The organism is Clostridium sp. AF32-12BH (genome assembly GCF_003477935.1).
Taxonomy (GTDB): domain Bacteria; phylum Bacillota; class Clostridia; order Lachnospirales; family Lachnospiraceae; genus Brotaphodocola.
Genome location: NZ_QUEH01000006.1, coordinates 119,773 through 137,396, shown reverse-complemented (window position 1 = coordinate 137,396; position 17,624 = coordinate 119,773). Strand labels below are relative to the sequence as shown.

Here is a 17,624-nt window from a genome sequence, read left to right as displayed (position 1 = left end):
TTTTTATTGTCCCTTCGTATGCTTATTGTTTTTATTTATTATTGGGGTTTGCGAAATAGCTTTGTTGTTTTCAATGTCCTTTATCTGCTGAATTCTAGTACAGTGATAGCTTCCTGCAAATTCAGTTGTTAAAAAAATATCCACTCTCTTCTCTACATCTTCATAACTCATAAAATCTTGACCAAAAGCAATAACGTTTGCGTCATTATGTACTCTCATTAATCTAGCTACATCATCTGTGTAGCCCATCCCCGCTCTTACACCTTTAACTTTATTAGCAGAAATACAGATACCTACTCCAGTCGCACAAATTACTACTCCTCTATCGCACTCCCCACTTGCAACAAGTCTTCCTACTCTTTCGCCATGTACAGGATAATCAGCAGGAAAATCCTCATCAGTACCACAATTAAACACTTCATAACCAAGTGCAGATAAGTGTTCAATCAATTTATTTTTATAGACAATACCGTTACGGTCATTTCCAATTGCGATCTTCATAGCTTACCTCTTTAACCACTCTGGTCTTTTCGATTCAAGGAGAGACTGGAATATCTCAATATCTTCGGATGTTGTGATTTTAATATTCTTTTCTGAACCCATTGACAAATATACTTTTTTGCCCATCTCAATATACAAAGCACAGGAAGCGATAGAAGGAAGCAAATCCATAGTAATTGCTTTTTTGTGAACTTCTATAAGCTCATTCAAGAAGAAAGCTTGAGGGGTCTGTGTGATTTTTAAGTTATCACGTGGGATTTGTCCTTCGGAAACAACTGAATCATCTGTAGTCAACATAACTGATGTACATGGAACTACAGTTGTAGCGTTTCCGTATGTTCTACAGACTCTGATATTATCTGAAATCACCTCTGCGCTTACCATAGGCCGAATTGAATCATGTATTAATACAATATCGTCATCGTCATGATAACGCATTGCAATATCACGCAATCCATTTCTGATAGAATCTTGACCAGTTTCTCCACCATTAACAACATTTTCAAGTTTCGACAATCCAAACTGTTTTGCATAAGCCCATAAGACATCATGCCAACCCTCAAGGCAGACAACTTCGATTACATCAATTTGTGGATGATTCTGAAAGGCCTGTAATGTATAAACAATTACAGGCACATCCTTTACATTAATAAACTGTTTTGGTATATCTTGGTGAGTTCTTGCACCAACACCTCCGGCAATAACTAAAGCTATGTTTTTCATAATAATTTTTACTCCTTTATCTACCTAATTAAATATATTGCTTGAAATCAACAATCATTTTCTCCAATATTGTTCTAAATCTATTCCAACAACAAAATGATGAGGAATCTGCTTTTCTTTTGGTGGCAATTTCATATAATCACCATATGCATCTGTGAGAAACATATCGGCTTGTTTTATTGCCATATATTTTCTATCCTCAAAAGCTATATATTGATATTCATTAAAAATCGATGTATCATGAATTTCTTTCTCATAATTATAGGTGCCTGACAACGACAAAACCTTTGGATTAGGATCTCTGTTTTCTACTATTGCATCCATTTTTTCGAGGAAAAAACTTTTTGGTATTAAACGCAGTAAAACACCATTAATACGATATAAAAGCAAACGTATTCCTGACTGACCAAAATAATAATTTCCTCTACATAACAAATTTCGCGATATTCTTCTCATTTTTTTGAATGAATCAATATTTCGTTTTTCGGATGAATTGGCATAATCAATAGGAAAAATATCAACAAATACACCTTTTGGTGTTTGTGTTGATGACGTTACCATTTCTTCCATAAACGTATCTTTTGCCATCATTTTTGAAAATGTATGTCCAAAATACTTATCGTTATAAGCATTAACTAGGCAAAAATGTGATGAGTCGCTTTCGCTTGCAATCCTACAGAAGCGATCATAATCGTTGCGCATCATCATAATATCTATATCATCATCCCATGGAATAAATCCACCATGTCTAACTGCTCCCAAAAGAGTCCCACCAGATAATGAGTATTTAATATTGTTGTTTTTGCAGATTCTATCAATCTCGTCCATAATATCTAATTCGATAAGTCTAAGTTGTTTTAGTTGCTGTATTGTTAACTCTATTGTAGTTTTTTCTAAATTATTTTTCATATTAACTAGCCTCACTTTACCTAGATCAATTTCTTACATCCATACTAAAAATACTTGATATCTTTTGTAAATAAAGTGCATATATCAAAAACACAAAGACCAAACATTCCATTCTGCATCAAATATCTGACAACAAGGCTTATTGACTCTGTATAGTGTGAGACTATTATCGCAGAAAATAGTCTCTGGAAAAACGATACTCACTATAAGATGTTTGCTCTAAATCTGACAGCACTTTCATTATCTTAATTTTTTCTTACCAATCTCTGCACAATTTTTTTAATAAGCTTATTGTATATTAACAAAATCATTAAAAGTGGCATTAGAAGCCCCAAACCTTGCCATAGTAAATGTACATTAGCAAACAAAGCCATTACCTGAACTAAAAGCAGACAATAAGCAATTATATCGCACCTTAGATTTATGGAAAGTTTGACAATTTTATTTGCCTCATAAATTCTTGCAGCCCACACCAAGATATATGATATTAACGTTGCAATCGCAGCCCCCATTGGTCCCATAAAATACACTAGCACAATATTAAATGCTGTATTTACGCTTGCGCCAAAAATTGTAGTTTTTGCAAAAACATCTGATTTTTTTGCTGCCGAAAAAATTCCTCCAATCAAACCTGATAGCGAGCCAAATAAAACTGATATCATCAAAAATGGGGCATACATCCACGCTGTATAAAATTCTCGTGAAAATAAAATTTTCGCTATTAGCTTATCTACAACAATCAAGCAAGAGCATGTCAAAACCATCGCAAAATTATATATTTCATACACTGTGGTATAGAAATCAGAATTATTAACATCGTATTCTTTTACTGCAGACAAGGTCCATGCTTGGCTAAATATTTCTTGAAAAACATTCAAAAGCGACGGAATCTTATATGAAATCGAATAAATTCCATTTTCAGCTGCACCACACAGCCATGTAACAATATACCTATCTGATGCATTATTAACCCACCATGCCAGATTGTTAAATACCATAGGCTTACTATATGTATTCATTTCTTCAGACAGTGATTTCTTTGTATTTAAGCGAATATACGTCCACGCTTTAATTCTTATCAATATAAATATTGTCGGCACGATATATGCAACTATATTTGCATAAAAATATCCTTCCAGTCCCATTTTGAATTTTGCAAGAAACAAAATGTTCAGACAAAGCATAGTGGCAGAGTTCATAATACCTGCGATAGCCAAATCATTTATTCTTTCAATACCTCTACTGAATTGTGAAAATAATGAATATAAAATTTCCGAAGAGTACATCAAAATCAAGCACAACGGGTATTCTGCTAAAATCTCTATTATTCTTAAATTCGTATTAAATGCAACTATTATCGCAACTATACCACATGAAATCAAAACCCTTTTTAGACCTATAGAAAAAACAGCAGCTTTATCATTTGACTCATCTAGTGAAAATCTAACCACACCATCAACGATTTGAATCGTCAAAATCGGAATCATCAGAGATATTGTGGTCGAATAAATATCATATGTGCCATACTCCATCGTTGAAAGCAAATTTGTGTACAATGGAATCAATATAAAATTTAAAATCTTTGATCCAAATTTACTAATTGTCAAAAGTCCAATGTTTTTTATTAAATATTTATATTTCTGCATTGCCAATTTCACCATTTTTTATATTCAAGAACATACCAATATATACAAAATCTATTACACCTTCTACTGCAGTCAAATATGCAGAACCAAGACTTCCAAACATAAAGGTTATGAACATTGCTAAAAATATCTGTCTTTGCTTTATCGCTCGTTTCGTATGCTTGTTAATTTTTTTAAACAGATCAAAATAGTACATCAAAAAGAACAATGCAATAATAACCCCAAACTGCCCAATAATCATAGGCCAATAGTTATCTGTAACATAAGCTGTATATTCTTTATTAAGTCCTCTAATTAGACTTAATCCATATAATATATAAACTTGACTATAATTGTATGCTTTTGACATTTCACTTCCAAAGGTTGCAAACCCTGTTCCAATAGGGAAATAATCTCTTGCTATTTTTTGACTTCCAATTGCCAAAGCATATCTTGCCTCTGTCGGTTTTATATAATGTTGAATTTGATAACCGCTAAGCAAAACAGCGATTATCCCTACCACAGCAATATGATACCAACGAAGTTTTCCGAGCCTAAATAGATGAAAGAAAATATACAGTGCCACAAAAACCAGTTGTGGTCCTTTTGTTGTCAAGACTATCATTATTAATGATAAAATTTTGATTATATTATCTCCCTTTTTAGGATTCTTATTAAGTGTCAATACCGATAGCATACCCATTAAAACATATCCAAATATTCCTGCATTTTGAGAGACAAATTTATATGCGCTAATTCCAAATCGTTTACTTGCAAAGAAAATACTATCAGCACTAGCATAAGCATACACAGCTGTTATAGCAGCTATACATATATATATTCTAAAAATAGCACACAAATTCGACACTGTGTACTGTATTTCTCGCTGCTTCATTCCGTACATTATGGATAGCAGAACAATAGGCACTTTAATTACGCTTAATATATCTCCCGCAATTGCAATTGGAAGCCTCTGAAATGAAAACAACAAATTTCCAATTAATCCTACAAGTACTGTTCCGACTATAAGAGCGAGAACACGTAATTGATTTACATTTATTTGGGGTTTCCTAGTGACATAAATCAAAAAAACAATTATCGTAAATATTTCATCATAATAATTAACTACCGAAAATATCTGTGAAACATTATATTGAAATATCATTACAATGATTGATATTGTAATAAACATACCAATCGGTGATACTAAAAGACGTTTTTCTCTTTTCATACTTCCTCCAACAGAAGCTTTAATAGCCACCCATATAGGCTTTTTTTATTTGCCCTTTCAATTTTATATGTCAGTTTATGAATACTGCTTATTTTACAAATACTCTCAAACATCCTCTCATCGTATTCTATACTAAGATACTTTTGCATCATAATCGGAATAGCTGCTGGTACCTTATACATATCTTTCATGTCCAATGGATATTTTTCACTTGCCATCTTCATGAAAATGAACATAATGAAATAATCTCTGATTTTATCTTCTTTACGCCAGTATTCATTCATCAAATCCAATGTAGTTTGCAATATTCTATTGTGAGCATTTGCCTTTATAAACCAACTTTCGCCCACTTTTGTAACATCATATTCATTTGATTTGTACACGAAAAAGTTTGAATCAGAAATATACTGAGGCAACTCACCTGTCATAAAGACAGTTGCATCAAGCCATATACCACCAAATCTTGTCAGAACACTCAGTCTTACAAAGTCCGAAAAAAGTGTATTGCTGATTGTTCCACTTTTCCATTTGCTTATAACATAATCTGGCAATTGGACATACTCAAACAAAGTGTTTTGATTCAAAACACAAATTTCCTTATCCGGCATCCATTTTTTTATTGATTGATAGCACACCTTTACGATATCAGGTGCATTTTCAATTCCTTGTAACCAGCAAATCCACACCTTATTTGTTGTTTTGCCGCTATCCTTTTCTTCATAATTACTGTTAGCCAAAAAAATAGAGTAGTGTTTCTTTAAATAACAGTACACCCTGTTTCTAACTTCCAAATCCTGCAGTTCATGGTTTGAGTAACCCATTTTATCGAACAAAGCACACGGTATCTTATATTGCAAATTACCGTATTTCAATGCACGTTCTACTGCTCCTTTTATGCCTCCATCTAATTCATTAATCATGTTTATCCCCTGTTTTTATTATATGCGCCGGATTTCCAACAACCGTTGCATTTGCCGGAACAGATTTTGTTACAACAGCTCCTGCACCAATTACGACGTTTTCACCAATCTCGATATTTCCCAAAATTATGGCATAGGCTCCAATTCTGACCCCCCCCGATTTTAGGGACACCTTTTCCATTTGTACCAATTGTCACATGATGTTGTATAAGCACATTGTCACCAATAACAGCATCTTCATTAACAACTACGCCTAATCCATTATGTGCAAATTCGACCGTTGGTGAGATTTTGTCTGTTGGATGGATATCGCAACAAAAATAATGTTTACAAAACCAATAAATCAATTTCTTACATATTTTATGTTTGCTTTTTCTTCCCCAAAGCAACACTTTGTCAATATTCAAATCCATTATTTTTCTCCCATAGTATCCGCGTATATTTTTTCCAATTTCTGATGCATCGCGTCCATGCTGTATTTTGTATGAATAAGCGCAATATTATTTTTTCCTATTTTTTCTACTCTCTCTTGATTCATACAATATCTCCTTAAAGCTTCTGAAAGCTTTTCAACATCTCCTGGCTCTATTAAAATTCCATTTTCTTCTTTTACAACTTCTGGAATTGCGCCGACCGTTGTGCTTATAATAGCCTTCCCACAAGCCATACCTTCCAAAATTGCCATCGGAAGTCCTTCATTATAAGACGGGAGCACTAATACACTAGATTTTTTAAGTAGCTCTAATTTCCTATCAAAATCAGCCCATCCTACAATAATAATATTGCTCTTGAGATTTTTTTCCTCAACAATCTGCTTACATCTGCCAATATCCCCATCGCCAGCCAAATAACATTTAATATCCGGTATTTGAACCTTAGATCGTTCTATTGCTTTTATGAGGTCATACGTTCCTTTTCTTTCTCCAAGTCGCCCAAGCGATACAAAAGTATGTGGATGCTGTTTGACACTCGTTATAGCAGGTTTCAATCTCTCAGTATCTATACCATTTTCAAGAACAACACAGTTTTTAAGTCCAAATGTTTCGTCAAACTTCTTTTTCCAATCGGCAGACAACGCAATAACCTTATCCGCTTCTTTCAATATTGAAGCAATCTTATCTTTTTGATTGCTTTTTTCATAAAAGAGCATATATTCAGCACCGTGAATATGTAAAATTACTTTTTTTCCCCACTTCTTCGCGGCATGAACATACCATCCTTTTCTAAATGTGCTGCCATATGAAGCAGCGTGTATATGGTAAACATCATAATTTCTTTTCGTGAAGTAGAACTTGATAAAGGAAAGCACCGAAAAAAGCAAAACGCTCAATTTATTCCCATCAACATACGATTCGTATATATCTATGTCAAATTTAACATTTAACGTCTTATCTTTTGCGATTTCCTCAATAACAGTTGCCATTCCGCCCTTTGATCTTGTCGGACTCGGCCCAACCACTAAAACTTTCACCATTTTAATTCTCCATCTTTCTTCTTCAATCCCCTTAGATTTATCTAGTATTATTTATTCTTATAATATCGTTTCACACATCCAATAAAAGCAATCAGCAATAATACACCAACAATAAATCCCATAAGTACATTTTCCGTATAGCCGCTCACAATATAGCTAATCGTAGAAATGACTGCTGTAACAATACCATACTGCATCTGCGTGGATACATGATTGATATGACTGCATCCTGCACCAGTCGAACTCAAAATCGTAGTATCAGATATCGGACTGATATGGTCACCACATACAGAACCACCGAGAACTGCCGCCGTCGTGATAGCAGTTAATGGCAACAGTTGATTGCCGAATACGGATACTGTAATAGGAAGTAAAATGGCAAATGTTCCCCAAGATGTCCCCGTCGAGAACGCAAGCAAGAGTGCAACCACAAAGAAAATTGCTGGCATCAAATTCAGCGAAATGCTATATTTTTCAACTACTGATGCGACAAATCCTCCGGCATTCAAATAATCTGTTCCACAAATGCCACTCAATGTCCATGCAAACGTCAAAATCAATGTTGCAGGAACCATGTTGATAAAACCTTGAACAAGTCCGTCTAAAAATTCTTTCGGCGTTATAATCTTTCTTGACAGGTACAAAAGTGCAACAAAAATCACTGAATATGCAGCACCCATAGCCAATCCTAAAATCGCATCACAGTTTGCAAAGGCATCTCCTATGGAAGCTCCTTCAAATAATCCTCCTGTATACAGCATAGAAAGAATAGAGAATGCAATTAAAAACACTACCAGAAGTATCAAATCAAGAACCTTTCCACGTCTTTTGGTATTGGTTTCCTTATCAACCGCAATATTCAACTCTCCATTAACTGCTTTCTTCTCAAATTCTCTCATTTTTCCAAAATCAGCAGAAAAAAGAAGAGTCAGCAATATCATGCCCAATGAGAACCATGAATAATAATTGCAAAGAATGGTTTTCATAAATAATTGAAAGCCATCAATAGTTGATCCATCCGGCAATGACGAACTCACCGCAGCCGCCCAAGAAGAAATCGGAGCAATGATGCAAATAGGCGCAGCGGTCGAATCAATAATATATGCCAGCTTTTCTCCGGAAACCTTATTTTTATCAGTAATTGGGCGCATTACCGTTCCAACCGTAAGACAATTAAAGTAATCATCCACAAAAATAATGATTCCAAGTGCCATTGTCGCAAGCATTGACTGTTTTCTCGTTTTTAGCTAGCCCACTTTGCATACTCATGAGTTGCTCCCGACATATTCATTAAACGAACAATCATGCCCAATAAGACGATAAAAAACAAAACGCCCATATTGCTGTAGACTTTGCTGCTCATTATATCGAACATCGTCGTCACTGTGATAAATGGATTAAATCGGCAGTAAACACCACATCCGACAATAATTCCAATAACCAAAGATAAATTAACTTCTTTTGTTATCAGGCTAATGGTAATAGCCAGAATCGGCGGTATCAATGCCCAAAAACTTGCTTCCATACACTTTCCCTCTTGCCTTCCCTCAGATAAGCATTTATATCTTTTTCAAATTTTCACGCTAATTTATATTGCTCGATTTATGTCATTCCAATATGGAATTTCAAGTTTTTGACCAAACATTAGGTCTGTTTCATATTTGATATCCGGATCGAATCCCGAATTAGGGGACAGAGTGATCTCTCCAAAGTAAATCTTGCCTTTAATGTTATACAAATCAATTCTTGCAAACACAAAATCTTCCGATAACTTTTTGGCAATCTCAATCATTTCATCCAAGTTTTCTGGTTTTGGAATATTCACATCCTGCAAATTTTCATCGCCCTTATCTAATGGCTGAAAATTCCACTTCTGATCAAAAAACAGATATGAGGCTCGATGAGTATTCTTGCTAAATCTATCTCTGCAAACGAGTATGACATCCGGTTTTCCGTTGAAACAATAGATTTTATAATCCATTGGAACTTTTCCATTATCCGAAATAAATTTCTCGCAAATAATCATAGGCTTAATATTTCTATATTGATATTCACGACCAATATAAAAGAAATTGCTTCTTAATGATTTTTCGATTTTCTTTTTTGCTTCTTCATGATTCAACTTTTCTTTATCTGTACAAACAACCAATCCTCCTGAATCATGATTACACTTTAAGACAAATTGATTTGGAAGTGCAGAGAAATCAATGTCACTGTATTCTTTCCAGCTTCCCAACAACGAAATTAAATATTTCTCTCCTATTTTTTCTTTTACATAATCTCGAACTAATAATTTATCTGACACAATTGACTGCAATGGAAATCTGTAATTAAACTTTAACCACTGAAGTTTTTCATTCAAAGTTTCCGGATTGCCCATATTCAATTTTCTACCAACTCTTAGCCGATAGTATAATTTTATATACACCTTATCCGGCAAAAACCTTAGACTTTTTTTTACAAAAGTCATAATCTTTTCTTTATTCATATCAAAGTTCCTTTATGTATTTTTCTATGCTATTTACGATAGTGGTTGTATTGGATTCGTATGCCGCATATCTTGTATATTTTACTGTTTCTATTGCCTCTGCCAATTCATCTGTATCTCTGCACGGGCAAATCAAATTCAAATCATCAAATTGTTTAATCAACTGCAACTGGTGATCGTCAACGTGTTCTCCATATTTTGCAAGACGTGGAACAGCAATGACTTTCTTTCCTTTTTTTACTGCGCCAATAATAGCACCTGTTCCACCATGAGTAATCACTATATCTGCCTTACCCATTTCCACGCTAAATTCTTCTCTGTCCAGAAAATTATTGTAGCTATAATTCTTAGGAACATAGTCGCTGTACCCAATCTGTGCAAATACATCTTCTCCGCAAACAATCTTTTTTTCGCACAGTTTATCCACAGCTATAAGCAATCTATTGAATTGAAATTTCTGAGAGCCCAATGTTATAAAAATTTTCTCTGCCATTTAATAGATTCCTCCTAAATATATAGCTTTAGGATAGAACTTCAGCATCGGTTTCCACTGCACATAGAATTGATCGGCAAACTTATAAAGTAGCTTCCCTGTTTCAGTAGGAGAAGTCACCTTTGCAAATGATTCTATGTAAATGAGCTTTTTCCCCATAAGTTTCGCAATAAGGCAAATGGGAATCATCGCCAAAACACCCGTACAAATAACTACATCTGGCTTTTCTTTCCTATAAATGTCAATAGATTTCAATGTATTTATCACCATCTGCCAGATAAAATCTTTTTCTCGGCGATTTACTTGATTCATATAATATGTTTTCTCGCCTTTTTCCTTTGCGCTGTAATCCGTTTTTTCCGTTATAACAAAACTATCGTATTTTTCCATCAAAGGCTTTAACATCATCAACTGCTCATAATGTCCGCCCGATGAAGCCGCAAAACATATCTTGATTTTTCTCGTATCATTCATCTCTCTGCTAACCCACAATCTTAATCTCTCTGGAAAATGTCTCTTGTATAAACTTTCTCTTTCACATCATCAAGGCACTTGTCGTAACGGTTTGCAATGATGGCATGGCTCATTACCTTGAATTTTTCCAAATCATTCACTACAACACTGCTGAAGAAAGTCTCTCCATCTTTTAGGGTCGGCTCATAGATGATAACCGTTGCACCTTTTGCCTTCACACGCTTCATAACACCCTGAATAGAACTCTGACGGAAGTTGTCGCTATTGCTCTTCATGGTCAGACGATAAACACCGATTGTCACCGCCTTTTCCTTGTCCTCATCGAACTCATTCTCTGCATCATAGCCATAATAGCCAGCCAATTTTAGAACACGATCTGCGATAAAGTCCTTACGAGTACGGTTGGATTCCACAATTGCTTCAATCAGATTTTCCGGCACATCCGCATAGTTTGCTAGCAACTGTTTGGTGTCTTTCGGCAGGCAGTAGCCGCCATAACCAAAACTCGGATTGTTGTAGTGGCTACCAATACGAGGATCAAGGCAAACACCATCAATGATCTGCTGGGTGTTCAGACCCTTACTTTCTGCATAAGTGTCCAGCTCATTGAAGTAAGCAACGCGCAATGCCAAATAGGTGTTGGCGAACAGCTTGACTGCCTCGGCCTCAGTGAAGCCCATGAACAACGTGTCAATGTTCTCTTTGATTGCACCTTCCTGCAACAGACCGGCAAACTCATGAGCAGCTTCTACCAGACGTTCATCGTTCAAGTCAGTACCAACAATGATGCGGGAAGGATACAAGTTATCATAGAGAGCTTTGGATTCGCGCAGAAACTCCGGGCTGAAGATGATATTTTTGCTGTTGAACTTTTCTCTTACACTTGCCGTATAGCCCACAGGGATTGTGGACTTGATAACCATAATGGCATTAGGATTATATTCCATGACCAACTTGATTACAGTTTCAACCGCAGACGTATCAAAGTGCTGGGTCTTGCTGTCATAGTTAGTAGGAGCCGCAATCACAACAAAATCCGCATCACTATATGCTGCCTTTGCATCCAGCGTTGCAGTCAAATTCAAGTCCTTTTCTGCCAAGTATTCTTCGATATAATCATCCTGAATCGGAGATTTCTTATTGTTGATCATATCGACTTTAGCCTGCACAATATCGACTGCTACCACCTGATGGTGCTGCGCGAACAGCACTCCCAACGAGAGTCCGACGTATCCCGTGCCGGCCACAGCAATTTTATAGTTTTTCATAGTTTTGTTCTCCCTCACTCATTTTTTGATAAAACAGCAAACAAGCCACGGCGGATTACTCAATAGCAATCCACCGTAGGCTCGATTCGTTCTTCTTAATTTTTTACCTGCTGCTCATTTTGTGGGTCAAAACAGAGTTGCATCAAAATCTCCCACCTATAAACTCTGGATTTCAGCTTCTCCACAGCCTATCAGCAAATAAATACTTTTGTTGAACGAGTCGAGCCGTCGAAATCCTTTATTTATCGGTTTTTCTTGGTTGACCCTATTATATCTCCATCCCCTTTTTTCTCGATTGTCGGAACGAATTTCTGATGAATTCCATCATACTCAATTTTTTATCATACTCTGCGCCACTCACATGATGCCCCGATCTATTGTAACAAGTAACCTGATAACCATCTCGCGCCATTCTAGTACAAAGTTCTTTTACTACAATTTCTACTCCACCCTCGCGCGAAAGCCTTTTTTAGCCAAACATTGCTACTCTAATTTTATCTTCCATTTTCTTCTCCACCGATTATAATAAACTGTTCCGCCTTATTATCTCCAAGTTGATACAAATGATCCCTCAATTGACGTCTGTCATCTCCATACCAATTGCTTGAGTTTTTCTTTATCTAGCGCGTTTGAAAAAGCATTTCTATAGAATCTATTAGTTTATCTCGTTCCACGCAATACGCAATATCTCGAATATTTCCTATCTTTAAAGAACATGCACTTGTATCTTTTGTTCCACGACACAAAGCAACTCGCCATTCATTTTGATAGGAATATTTGCTCATTTTGATAAAAGCATCTCGTTTTAAATGCAAATCGCTTATATCGTGCAAAAGTCCTTCTTTTATAGTCACATGATGCCCCGTTTTAGCCGGTCCTCCATTTAATTTCAAATCTCTGTAAGAGACAGGTCCACACGTAGCTTGGTAACCTTGCTTTTTTACAGCCCGAGTAATTCGTTTTGTAAATTCATCTACATCTTTCAGAATAATCGCATATCGACCAAATTCTTCCAATTGAGGAGCAGAGTCTTTTATAAAACGCTCTAGATACATCTGATAGCTCATTTTATAAAAGCAAAGTACATTACAATATCCCATACCAACAGATCGATAAACAACATCCGCAATCGCATACTCTTTATAATCATCAGGAACAGATGCTCTGCAAACTTCTTCTGTCCCAGCTGTACCTTCGAATAAATCAATCTGTCCTGGTCCCGGTCCACCAAGAATAGGAACCATATAGGTATTCGGATCCAATTTAGGATTTTCTCCAAATCTTTTCTTCGTTTTTCAGCAGCCTGATCAAGTGCAAACTGATTCCGAAAATAATACAGTGAATTCATATACAGGTTGCCATCAAGAAAAGCTTTTCTGTATTTCTCTTCTCCAAAATATTTGATTAGAATATAATCCATAGACTTGTCTCCATTATCAATTGCCTTACTTATTCAGTATATACCTAATATTCACGCCACGCAACACCAGAACTTTCCACACTATACACCATACTGTTCCAAAACCCTCTTCAGATTCCGTCCCCAGTCATAATGTTCTCTATAATAGTTCCCAATCTCCTGCTGCATTTCTCGATACACCCCATCGTCATCCATCTGCTTCAACGCATCTTCCAATGCCTCAACATCATTCGCCACCAGTCCTGTGTGATGCTCCCACACATTCTCTGTCAACCCCTGCAGGTCACTGACAATCACCGGCTTCCCATATTTATACGCAATCGGCAGCACCCCACTCTGGGACGCTTCCAGATAAGGAAGCACGACAGCGCGGGAGTTCTGATACAATGGTGTGATTTCTTCATCATTCAGAAAACGGTTGATGCAGATGACTTCCGGCATGGAATCCAGCAATTGTTTTTCTTCTTCCGAGAAATTCCCGGATCCGGCGATCACCAGGCGGCGATGATCTGGCTTTCCTTCTTCATATTGCTGGTATGCTTTCAGCAGTCGGCTGATCCCCTTATACTGATCAATCCGGCCAAAAAACAGATAATAATCCTGCACGCCCTGGATTTCCTCTGGAACTGCAGTTCCTTCCACCGGAACATGCGCTCCCAGACGCATGACAGAAGTCTTTTCTTTTAACCTTGGATAACGCTTTCCATAAAGGCTGCGGCAGCTTTCCGACATCAGTAACACGCCTAAGCATCGTTTGCAGGCCTGATATGCAAGCCGGTCTGCTGCCAGGTTAACCAATCTGGTTTTCAGCCGCTCTCTGGTCAGGTGCGGATAAACATCATGCATGGTTACAATCGAGCGCTGCTCTAGTCCTGACTTCAGCAAGACCCGCATGCTCATGATACTGCTGTCTGCATACAAAACCAGTTCTGGTTCGTAAGACCGCAATCGCTCCACAGTCTGAAGGAAATCTGGATCGCTGTTGGAAAAGGTTTTCACCTTGCGATACGGAATCACCATCTGCTTTTGCAATATTTCTTCATAAGCACCGCATGCCGCATTGTCCGGCAGCATCACCTTGCACTCATAACCGATATCCACAAATGTCTGTGCCATCTGAAAGGAAAACTGGACAATGCCGCCCTTTGTGTTCGATGTAAAAATGATTACCATACTGCACTCTCCCGATAAACCTGCTCCAGTGTTTCTCTATATTGCTTCAGATCGCAGATCTGCTCAAATCTTCGTTTAGAAGCTTCGGACATCTGTTTCTGCTTTGCTGGATCCGTCAGCAATTCCTGCAGCCGCTCCGCCAACTTTTCATTCGTCTCCTCCAGATATCCGGTCACACCAGATTCTACTACATCTGCAATTCCGTCCACCGGTGTACTGACTACCGGAACACCAAGTGCCATAGCTTCCAGCACACTCATGGGTGTTCCTTCATAGCGTGACGCCATAAGACAGGCCTTGGCAGATGTCAGTGCCTTATATGGATTGGTCATATAACCTGGCAGCACAATAACCTGTTCCAGCTTCTTTTCTTTGATCAACTCCCGGATCGGTTCATAAAGTTCTCCGTCACCGATCATGGCCGCATGAAGCTGCTTTGACGATGGATGCAGCTGTTGTTCTAACTGCTCCAGAATCCCCACAATCCGCTGCGGATTTTTCTGCTCCGTAAACCGCCCCAGAAACACCACGTCATAATCATAAGATGTCGAATCTTCCTGCAAGCGCTGTTCCAGTTTTTCCCGGTCGATCACGTTATAAAGTACCTGGCTTTTTCCTTTTACCATCCCTGAAAATGCATAACGGTTCAACGATGATTCCGATACCCAGAAGATTCTGGAAAAGCAATGGGTGAATAAAAGATACGACACCGATTTTGCGGAAACTCTAGTCATGGAATCGAAACAGGCATGGATGTGAGAGATAAGCGGGAGTCTGTTTTTTTTCATGCTGTCTGCTGCCATGGCACAGACAATGCTGGCGCGCACATCGTGCGCATGGATCAGAGTTGGTGCCGTTTCTGAGATGACACGCTGCACCTCGCTCCGGCTCACCTTCTCAATCGGCATATAGGAGATTTTCCGCTCTTCCAGTGCTTTTCGGATTGAGCCATCCGGGCTGCAGTAGATCATTTCATAGTCTGGATCGTTCTGAAACAGGGAGATGATCTGGCATACCACATTTTCCGCGCCGGAATAAATATGAGAACTAAGAACATGCAGAATTCGGATCTTCTTTTTCATCAGCTACCCCTTCCGTACTTTCTTTCATAAGGAGGATCTTCGGTGTCATAAGGATCAGTTTCAGATCCAGCAGCAAAGAGTAATTTCGAATATACATGAGATCCATCTTTAATTTATCGTAAAACGTTGTATTGTATTTGCCGTAAATCTGGGCATAACCGGTCAGACCGGCCTTTACCTTCAGGCGGTAGGAAAACTCCGGGATCTCTTTTATGATTTCCGCAGCCAGCTCCGGGCGTTCCGGTCTTGGCCCTACCACAGACATCTCACCCTTTAAGATATTGTAGATCTGTGGAAGCTCGTCCAGTCTGGTAGCGCGAAGCAGACGTCCCACCGGTAAAATGCGCGGATCATGCTCCGAAGCCAGGCGGGCCCCGCTCAGCTTCTCGGCATTCTGAACCATGGTCCGAAACTTGTAAATCTCAAAGTTTCTGCCGCCCTGCGTCATTCTCGTCTGAGTATAAAACACCGGGCCGCCATCCGTCAATTTGATAGCAATGGCAATCAGGGCAAAGACTGGAAGTGTTACCACCGCAGCCAATCCGGAAATCACCACATCCACCAGACGCTTCACCCACTGCTGTTCCACCGTCAGACCTGCGTTTCTGGAAAGCAGAATCGGTGAATCAAACAGGTTCAGATCCACAGAACTGCGGATCAGGATATCTGAGATTTTCGGCACACTGTATGTGCGGATAGATCTTGCAAAGCATTCTTTGATGATGCGGTTGCGTGCTTCCGATGGAATGTCACCAATCATAACCGCATCGTATCCGTGCATTTCATCATAAAGCGCATCTGCAACCATGCGGTAATCCACCGCCCGCTCAATGATATACTTATCCTTGCGGGAATCAAATTTCTTTACCAGCTTCTGCTCCGACCGGTCACCGGAGATCAGCAGCAGACGCTTCGGCGGAAATATGGCCTCGTAAAATGCCTGAAACAGCAGTGTCCACACTACAACAAACGCAGCCTGGCCCACAGCCATCACCACTAGTGGTCTCGCGTCCAGGAAATGGCGGTCAATAATAGCAATCTCTCCATAAGTAAAGATATTCGTGAGCACCAGTGACAGAATCTGGGAATAGATCAGGTTTCCCCGTTTCAAAAAGCCCACCCGGAAGCCGCCATAGATGGTCATCAGGAAGATCAGTACTAAGCCATAAAGTGCAATAATCGCCCAGTTTCCTTTTCGGAAATACGGGCGCTGCAGAATATCGGCATTGTAATATTCGATCCAGATATATGCAAACGCAGCCACCAGCACCGCCGCCATGACGGCCGCAAAGGTACACTTGATGATGCGCTTGTACTTCTCATACGTTTTCAAAATGTTTCCTCCCTCGTTTAAAACCACATTCCAGATATACGAAAATACGCTGAAATGCTTTATAAGTATAGCATTTCAGCGTATTTGTTTCAACTTGTATTTCCTGCATAAAACCTTAATTAATGTTTAAAAATCAGGCTTTATAACCAAATGATGACAACACTGTCATGTTTTATCTATTCAATATTGTTCATCTTATTGCCGTCTGCTTTTGAACGTACATAAGTCGTCCCATTTGATAATTTTACCGTTTGATAGTTTTTATAATTGGGGTTGCCTTTCTCAATTTGACGGATTGCATGATCAAGAGATACACGCCTTCCTGAATCAGTATTAACAAATTCTGTATTAAGCCCTGTGTTTGATTGTTTTGTAACCTTTAAATTCATAATCAAAATCTCCTTGTTGTTTTCTTTTAATATCTATAATCGAACAAAGAATGACCCACTTTGGAATACTTCACAAATCCAAATTAATGTCGAACAACAGTTTCGGGATTGTTATATCAAA

20 protein-coding genes are annotated in these 17,624 nt (G+C 38.1%); all 20 read right to left on the bottom strand.

Features of this window, described 5'->3' with window-relative positions; genetic code table 11:
• Nucleotides 1-3: 3 nt before the first annotated feature.
• The 20 genes from DWZ40_RS07625 to DWZ40_RS07525 all read right to left on the bottom strand — a co-directional run bounded on the left by DWZ40_RS07625 (nt 4) and on the right by DWZ40_RS07525 (nt 17,503).
• Nucleotides 4-501, bottom strand: coding sequence for an RpiB/LacA/LacB family sugar-phosphate isomerase (locus DWZ40_RS07625; protein ID WP_118542311.1), 498 nt, complete (start codon nt 499-501; stop codon nt 4-6).
• Nucleotides 502-504: 3 nt separating this feature from the next.
• Nucleotides 505-1,224 (bottom strand): IspD/TarI family cytidylyltransferase, encoded by a 720-nt coding sequence (locus DWZ40_RS07620; protein ID WP_118542309.1) that lies wholly within the window; start codon nt 1,222-1,224, stop codon nt 505-507.
• A 54-nt stretch (nt 1,225-1,278) separates the two neighbouring features.
• Nucleotides 1,279-2,133, bottom strand: coding sequence for a LicD family protein (locus DWZ40_RS07615; RefSeq protein WP_118542307.1), 855 nt, complete (start codon nt 2,131-2,133; stop codon nt 1,279-1,281).
• Between the two features lie 245 nt (nt 2,134-2,378).
• The gene (locus DWZ40_RS07610; RefSeq protein WP_118542305.1) at nt 2,379-3,779 is read right to left on the bottom strand and encodes an oligosaccharide flippase family protein; all 1,401 of its coding nucleotides are present in this window, start codon (nt 3,777-3,779) and stop codon (nt 2,379-2,381) included.
• On the bottom strand, nt 3,766-4,989 hold the full coding sequence (locus tag DWZ40_RS07605) for a hypothetical protein (protein WP_118542303.1): 1,224 nt from the start codon (nt 4,987-4,989) through the stop codon (nt 3,766-3,768). The genes DWZ40_RS07610 and DWZ40_RS07605 overlap by 14 nt, the downstream gene beginning before the upstream one ends.
• On the bottom strand, nt 4,986-5,909 hold the full coding sequence (locus DWZ40_RS07600; RefSeq protein ID WP_118542301.1) for a capsular polysaccharide synthesis protein: 924 nt from the start codon (nt 5,907-5,909) through the stop codon (nt 4,986-4,988). The genes DWZ40_RS07605 and DWZ40_RS07600 overlap by 4 nt, the downstream gene beginning before the upstream one ends.
• Nucleotides 5,902-6,033 (bottom strand): hypothetical protein, encoded by a 132-nt coding sequence (locus DWZ40_RS07595; RefSeq protein WP_207664494.1) that lies wholly within the window; start codon nt 6,031-6,033, stop codon nt 5,902-5,904. Before DWZ40_RS07595 ends, DWZ40_RS07600 begins: the two co-directional genes overlap by 8 nt.
• Entirely contained in the window at nt 6,011-6,322 is a 312-nt protein-coding gene (locus DWZ40_RS07590; protein ID WP_118542297.1) for a hypothetical protein, read from the bottom strand. The genes DWZ40_RS07595 and DWZ40_RS07590 overlap by 23 nt, the downstream gene beginning before the upstream one ends.
• On the bottom strand, nt 6,322-7,383 hold the full coding sequence (locus DWZ40_RS07585) for a glycosyltransferase family 4 protein (protein WP_118542295.1): 1,062 nt from the start codon (nt 7,381-7,383) through the stop codon (nt 6,322-6,324). Before DWZ40_RS07585 ends, DWZ40_RS07590 begins: the two co-directional genes overlap by 1 nt.
• A 47-nt stretch (nt 7,384-7,430) precedes the next feature.
• Nucleotides 7,431-8,609: a Na+/H+ antiporter NhaC family protein gene (locus DWZ40_RS07580; RefSeq protein ID WP_243035261.1), complete on the bottom strand. Its 1,179-nt coding sequence runs from the start codon at nt 8,607-8,609 to the stop codon at nt 7,431-7,433.
• Between the two features lie 17 nt (nt 8,610-8,626).
• Nucleotides 8,627-8,908 (bottom strand): hypothetical protein, encoded by a 282-nt coding sequence (locus tag DWZ40_RS20010; RefSeq protein ID WP_243035260.1) that lies wholly within the window; start codon nt 8,906-8,908, stop codon nt 8,627-8,629.
• A gap of 63 nt (nt 8,909-8,971) precedes the next feature.
• Nucleotides 8,972-9,871: an ATP-grasp fold amidoligase family protein gene (locus tag DWZ40_RS07575; protein WP_118542293.1), complete on the bottom strand. Its 900-nt coding sequence runs from the start codon at nt 9,869-9,871 to the stop codon at nt 8,972-8,974.
• Nucleotide 9,872: 1 nt separating this feature from the next.
• Nucleotides 9,873-10,364 carry a PssE/Cps14G family polysaccharide biosynthesis glycosyltransferase gene (gene pssE / locus DWZ40_RS07570; protein ID WP_118542291.1) on the bottom strand — a complete coding sequence of 164 codons (492 nt, stop codon included), beginning with the start codon at nt 10,362-10,364 and terminating at the stop codon, nt 9,873-9,875.
• Complete coding sequence (gene pssD / locus DWZ40_RS07565) at nt 10,365-10,838, bottom strand: PssD/Cps14F family polysaccharide biosynthesis glycosyltransferase (RefSeq protein WP_118542453.1); 474 nt, start codon at nt 10,836-10,838, stop codon at nt 10,365-10,367. It lies immediately after the preceding gene.
• A 20-nt stretch (nt 10,839-10,858) separates the two neighbouring features.
• On the bottom strand, nt 10,859-12,106 hold the full coding sequence (locus DWZ40_RS07560) for a nucleotide sugar dehydrogenase (protein ID WP_118542289.1): 1,248 nt from the start codon (nt 12,104-12,106) through the stop codon (nt 10,859-10,861).
• A gap of 620 nt (nt 12,107-12,726) precedes the next feature.
• A complete protein-coding gene (locus tag DWZ40_RS07550) occupies nt 12,727-13,368 on the bottom strand; it encodes a hypothetical protein (RefSeq protein WP_147354152.1) in 642 nt (213 codons plus the stop codon).
• Between the two features lie 239 nt (nt 13,369-13,607).
• On the bottom strand, nt 13,608-14,699 hold the full coding sequence (locus DWZ40_RS07540; protein WP_118542283.1) for a glycosyltransferase family 4 protein: 1,092 nt from the start codon (nt 14,697-14,699) through the stop codon (nt 13,608-13,610).
• Entirely contained in the window at nt 14,693-15,781 is a 1,089-nt protein-coding gene (locus tag DWZ40_RS07535) for a glycosyltransferase (protein WP_118542281.1), read from the bottom strand. The genes DWZ40_RS07540 and DWZ40_RS07535 overlap by 7 nt, the downstream gene beginning before the upstream one ends.
• A complete protein-coding gene (locus DWZ40_RS07530; protein ID WP_118542279.1) occupies nt 15,747-17,114 on the bottom strand; it encodes an exopolysaccharide biosynthesis polyprenyl glycosylphosphotransferase in 1,368 nt (455 codons plus the stop codon). Before DWZ40_RS07530 ends, DWZ40_RS07535 begins: the two co-directional genes overlap by 35 nt.
• A gap of 176 nt (nt 17,115-17,290) precedes the next feature.
• The gene (locus DWZ40_RS07525; protein WP_118542277.1) at nt 17,291-17,503 is read right to left on the bottom strand and encodes a DUF3892 domain-containing protein; all 213 of its coding nucleotides are present in this window, start codon (nt 17,501-17,503) and stop codon (nt 17,291-17,293) included.
• Between the last annotated feature and the right edge of the window lie 121 nt (nt 17,504-17,624).

Coding starts and splice junctions, on each gene's coding strand:
- DWZ40_RS07580 (WP_243035261.1), bottom strand. CDS start 8,609: ATGCTTGCGACAATGGCACTTGGAATCATTATTTTTGTGGATGATTAC.
- DWZ40_RS07535 (WP_118542281.1), bottom strand. CDS start 15,781: ATGAAAAAGAAGATCCGAATTCTGCATGTTCTTAGTTCTCATATTTAT.
- DWZ40_RS07590 (WP_118542297.1), bottom strand. CDS start 6,322: ATGGATTTGAATATTGACAAAGTGTTGCTTTGGGGAAGAAAAAGCAAA.
- DWZ40_RS07605 (WP_118542303.1), bottom strand. CDS start 4,989: ATGAAAAGAGAAAAACGTCTTTTAGTATCACCGATTGGTATGTTTATT.
- DWZ40_RS07625 (WP_118542311.1), bottom strand. CDS start 501: ATGAAGATCGCAATTGGAAATGACCGTAACGGTATTGTCTATAAAAAT.
- DWZ40_RS07610 (WP_118542305.1), bottom strand. CDS start 3,779: ATGCAGAAATATAAATATTTAATAAAAAACATTGGACTTTTGACAATT.
- DWZ40_RS07540 (WP_118542283.1), bottom strand. CDS start 14,699: ATGGTAATCATTTTTACATCGAACACAAAGGGCGGCATTGTCCAGTTT.
- DWZ40_RS07560 (WP_118542289.1), bottom strand. CDS start 12,106: ATGAAAAACTATAAAATTGCTGTGGCCGGCACGGGATACGTCGGACTC.
- DWZ40_RS20010 (WP_243035260.1), bottom strand. CDS start 8,908: ATGGAAGCAAGTTTTTGGGCATTGATACCGCCGATTCTGGCTATTACC.
- DWZ40_RS07525 (WP_118542277.1), bottom strand. CDS start 17,503: ATGAATTTAAAGGTTACAAAACAATCAAACACAGGGCTTAATACAGAA.
- pssE (WP_118542291.1), bottom strand. CDS start 10,364: ATGGCAGAGAAAATTTTTATAACATTGGGCTCTCAGAAATTTCAATTC.
- DWZ40_RS07585 (WP_118542295.1), bottom strand. CDS start 7,383: ATGGTGAAAGTTTTAGTGGTTGGGCCGAGTCCGACAAGATCAAAGGGC.
- DWZ40_RS07600 (WP_118542301.1), bottom strand. CDS start 5,909: ATGATTAATGAATTAGATGGAGGCATAAAAGGAGCAGTAGAACGTGCA.
- DWZ40_RS07615 (WP_118542307.1), bottom strand. CDS start 2,133: ATGAAAAATAATTTAGAAAAAACTACAATAGAGTTAACAATACAGCAA.
- DWZ40_RS07620 (WP_118542309.1), bottom strand. CDS start 1,224: ATGAAAAACATAGCTTTAGTTATTGCCGGAGGTGTTGGTGCAAGAACT.
- pssD (WP_118542453.1), bottom strand. CDS start 10,838: ATGAATGATACGAGAAAAATCAAGATATGTTTTGCGGCTTCATCGGGC.
- DWZ40_RS07575 (WP_118542293.1), bottom strand. CDS start 9,871: ATGAATAAAGAAAAGATTATGACTTTTGTAAAAAAAAGTCTAAGGTTT.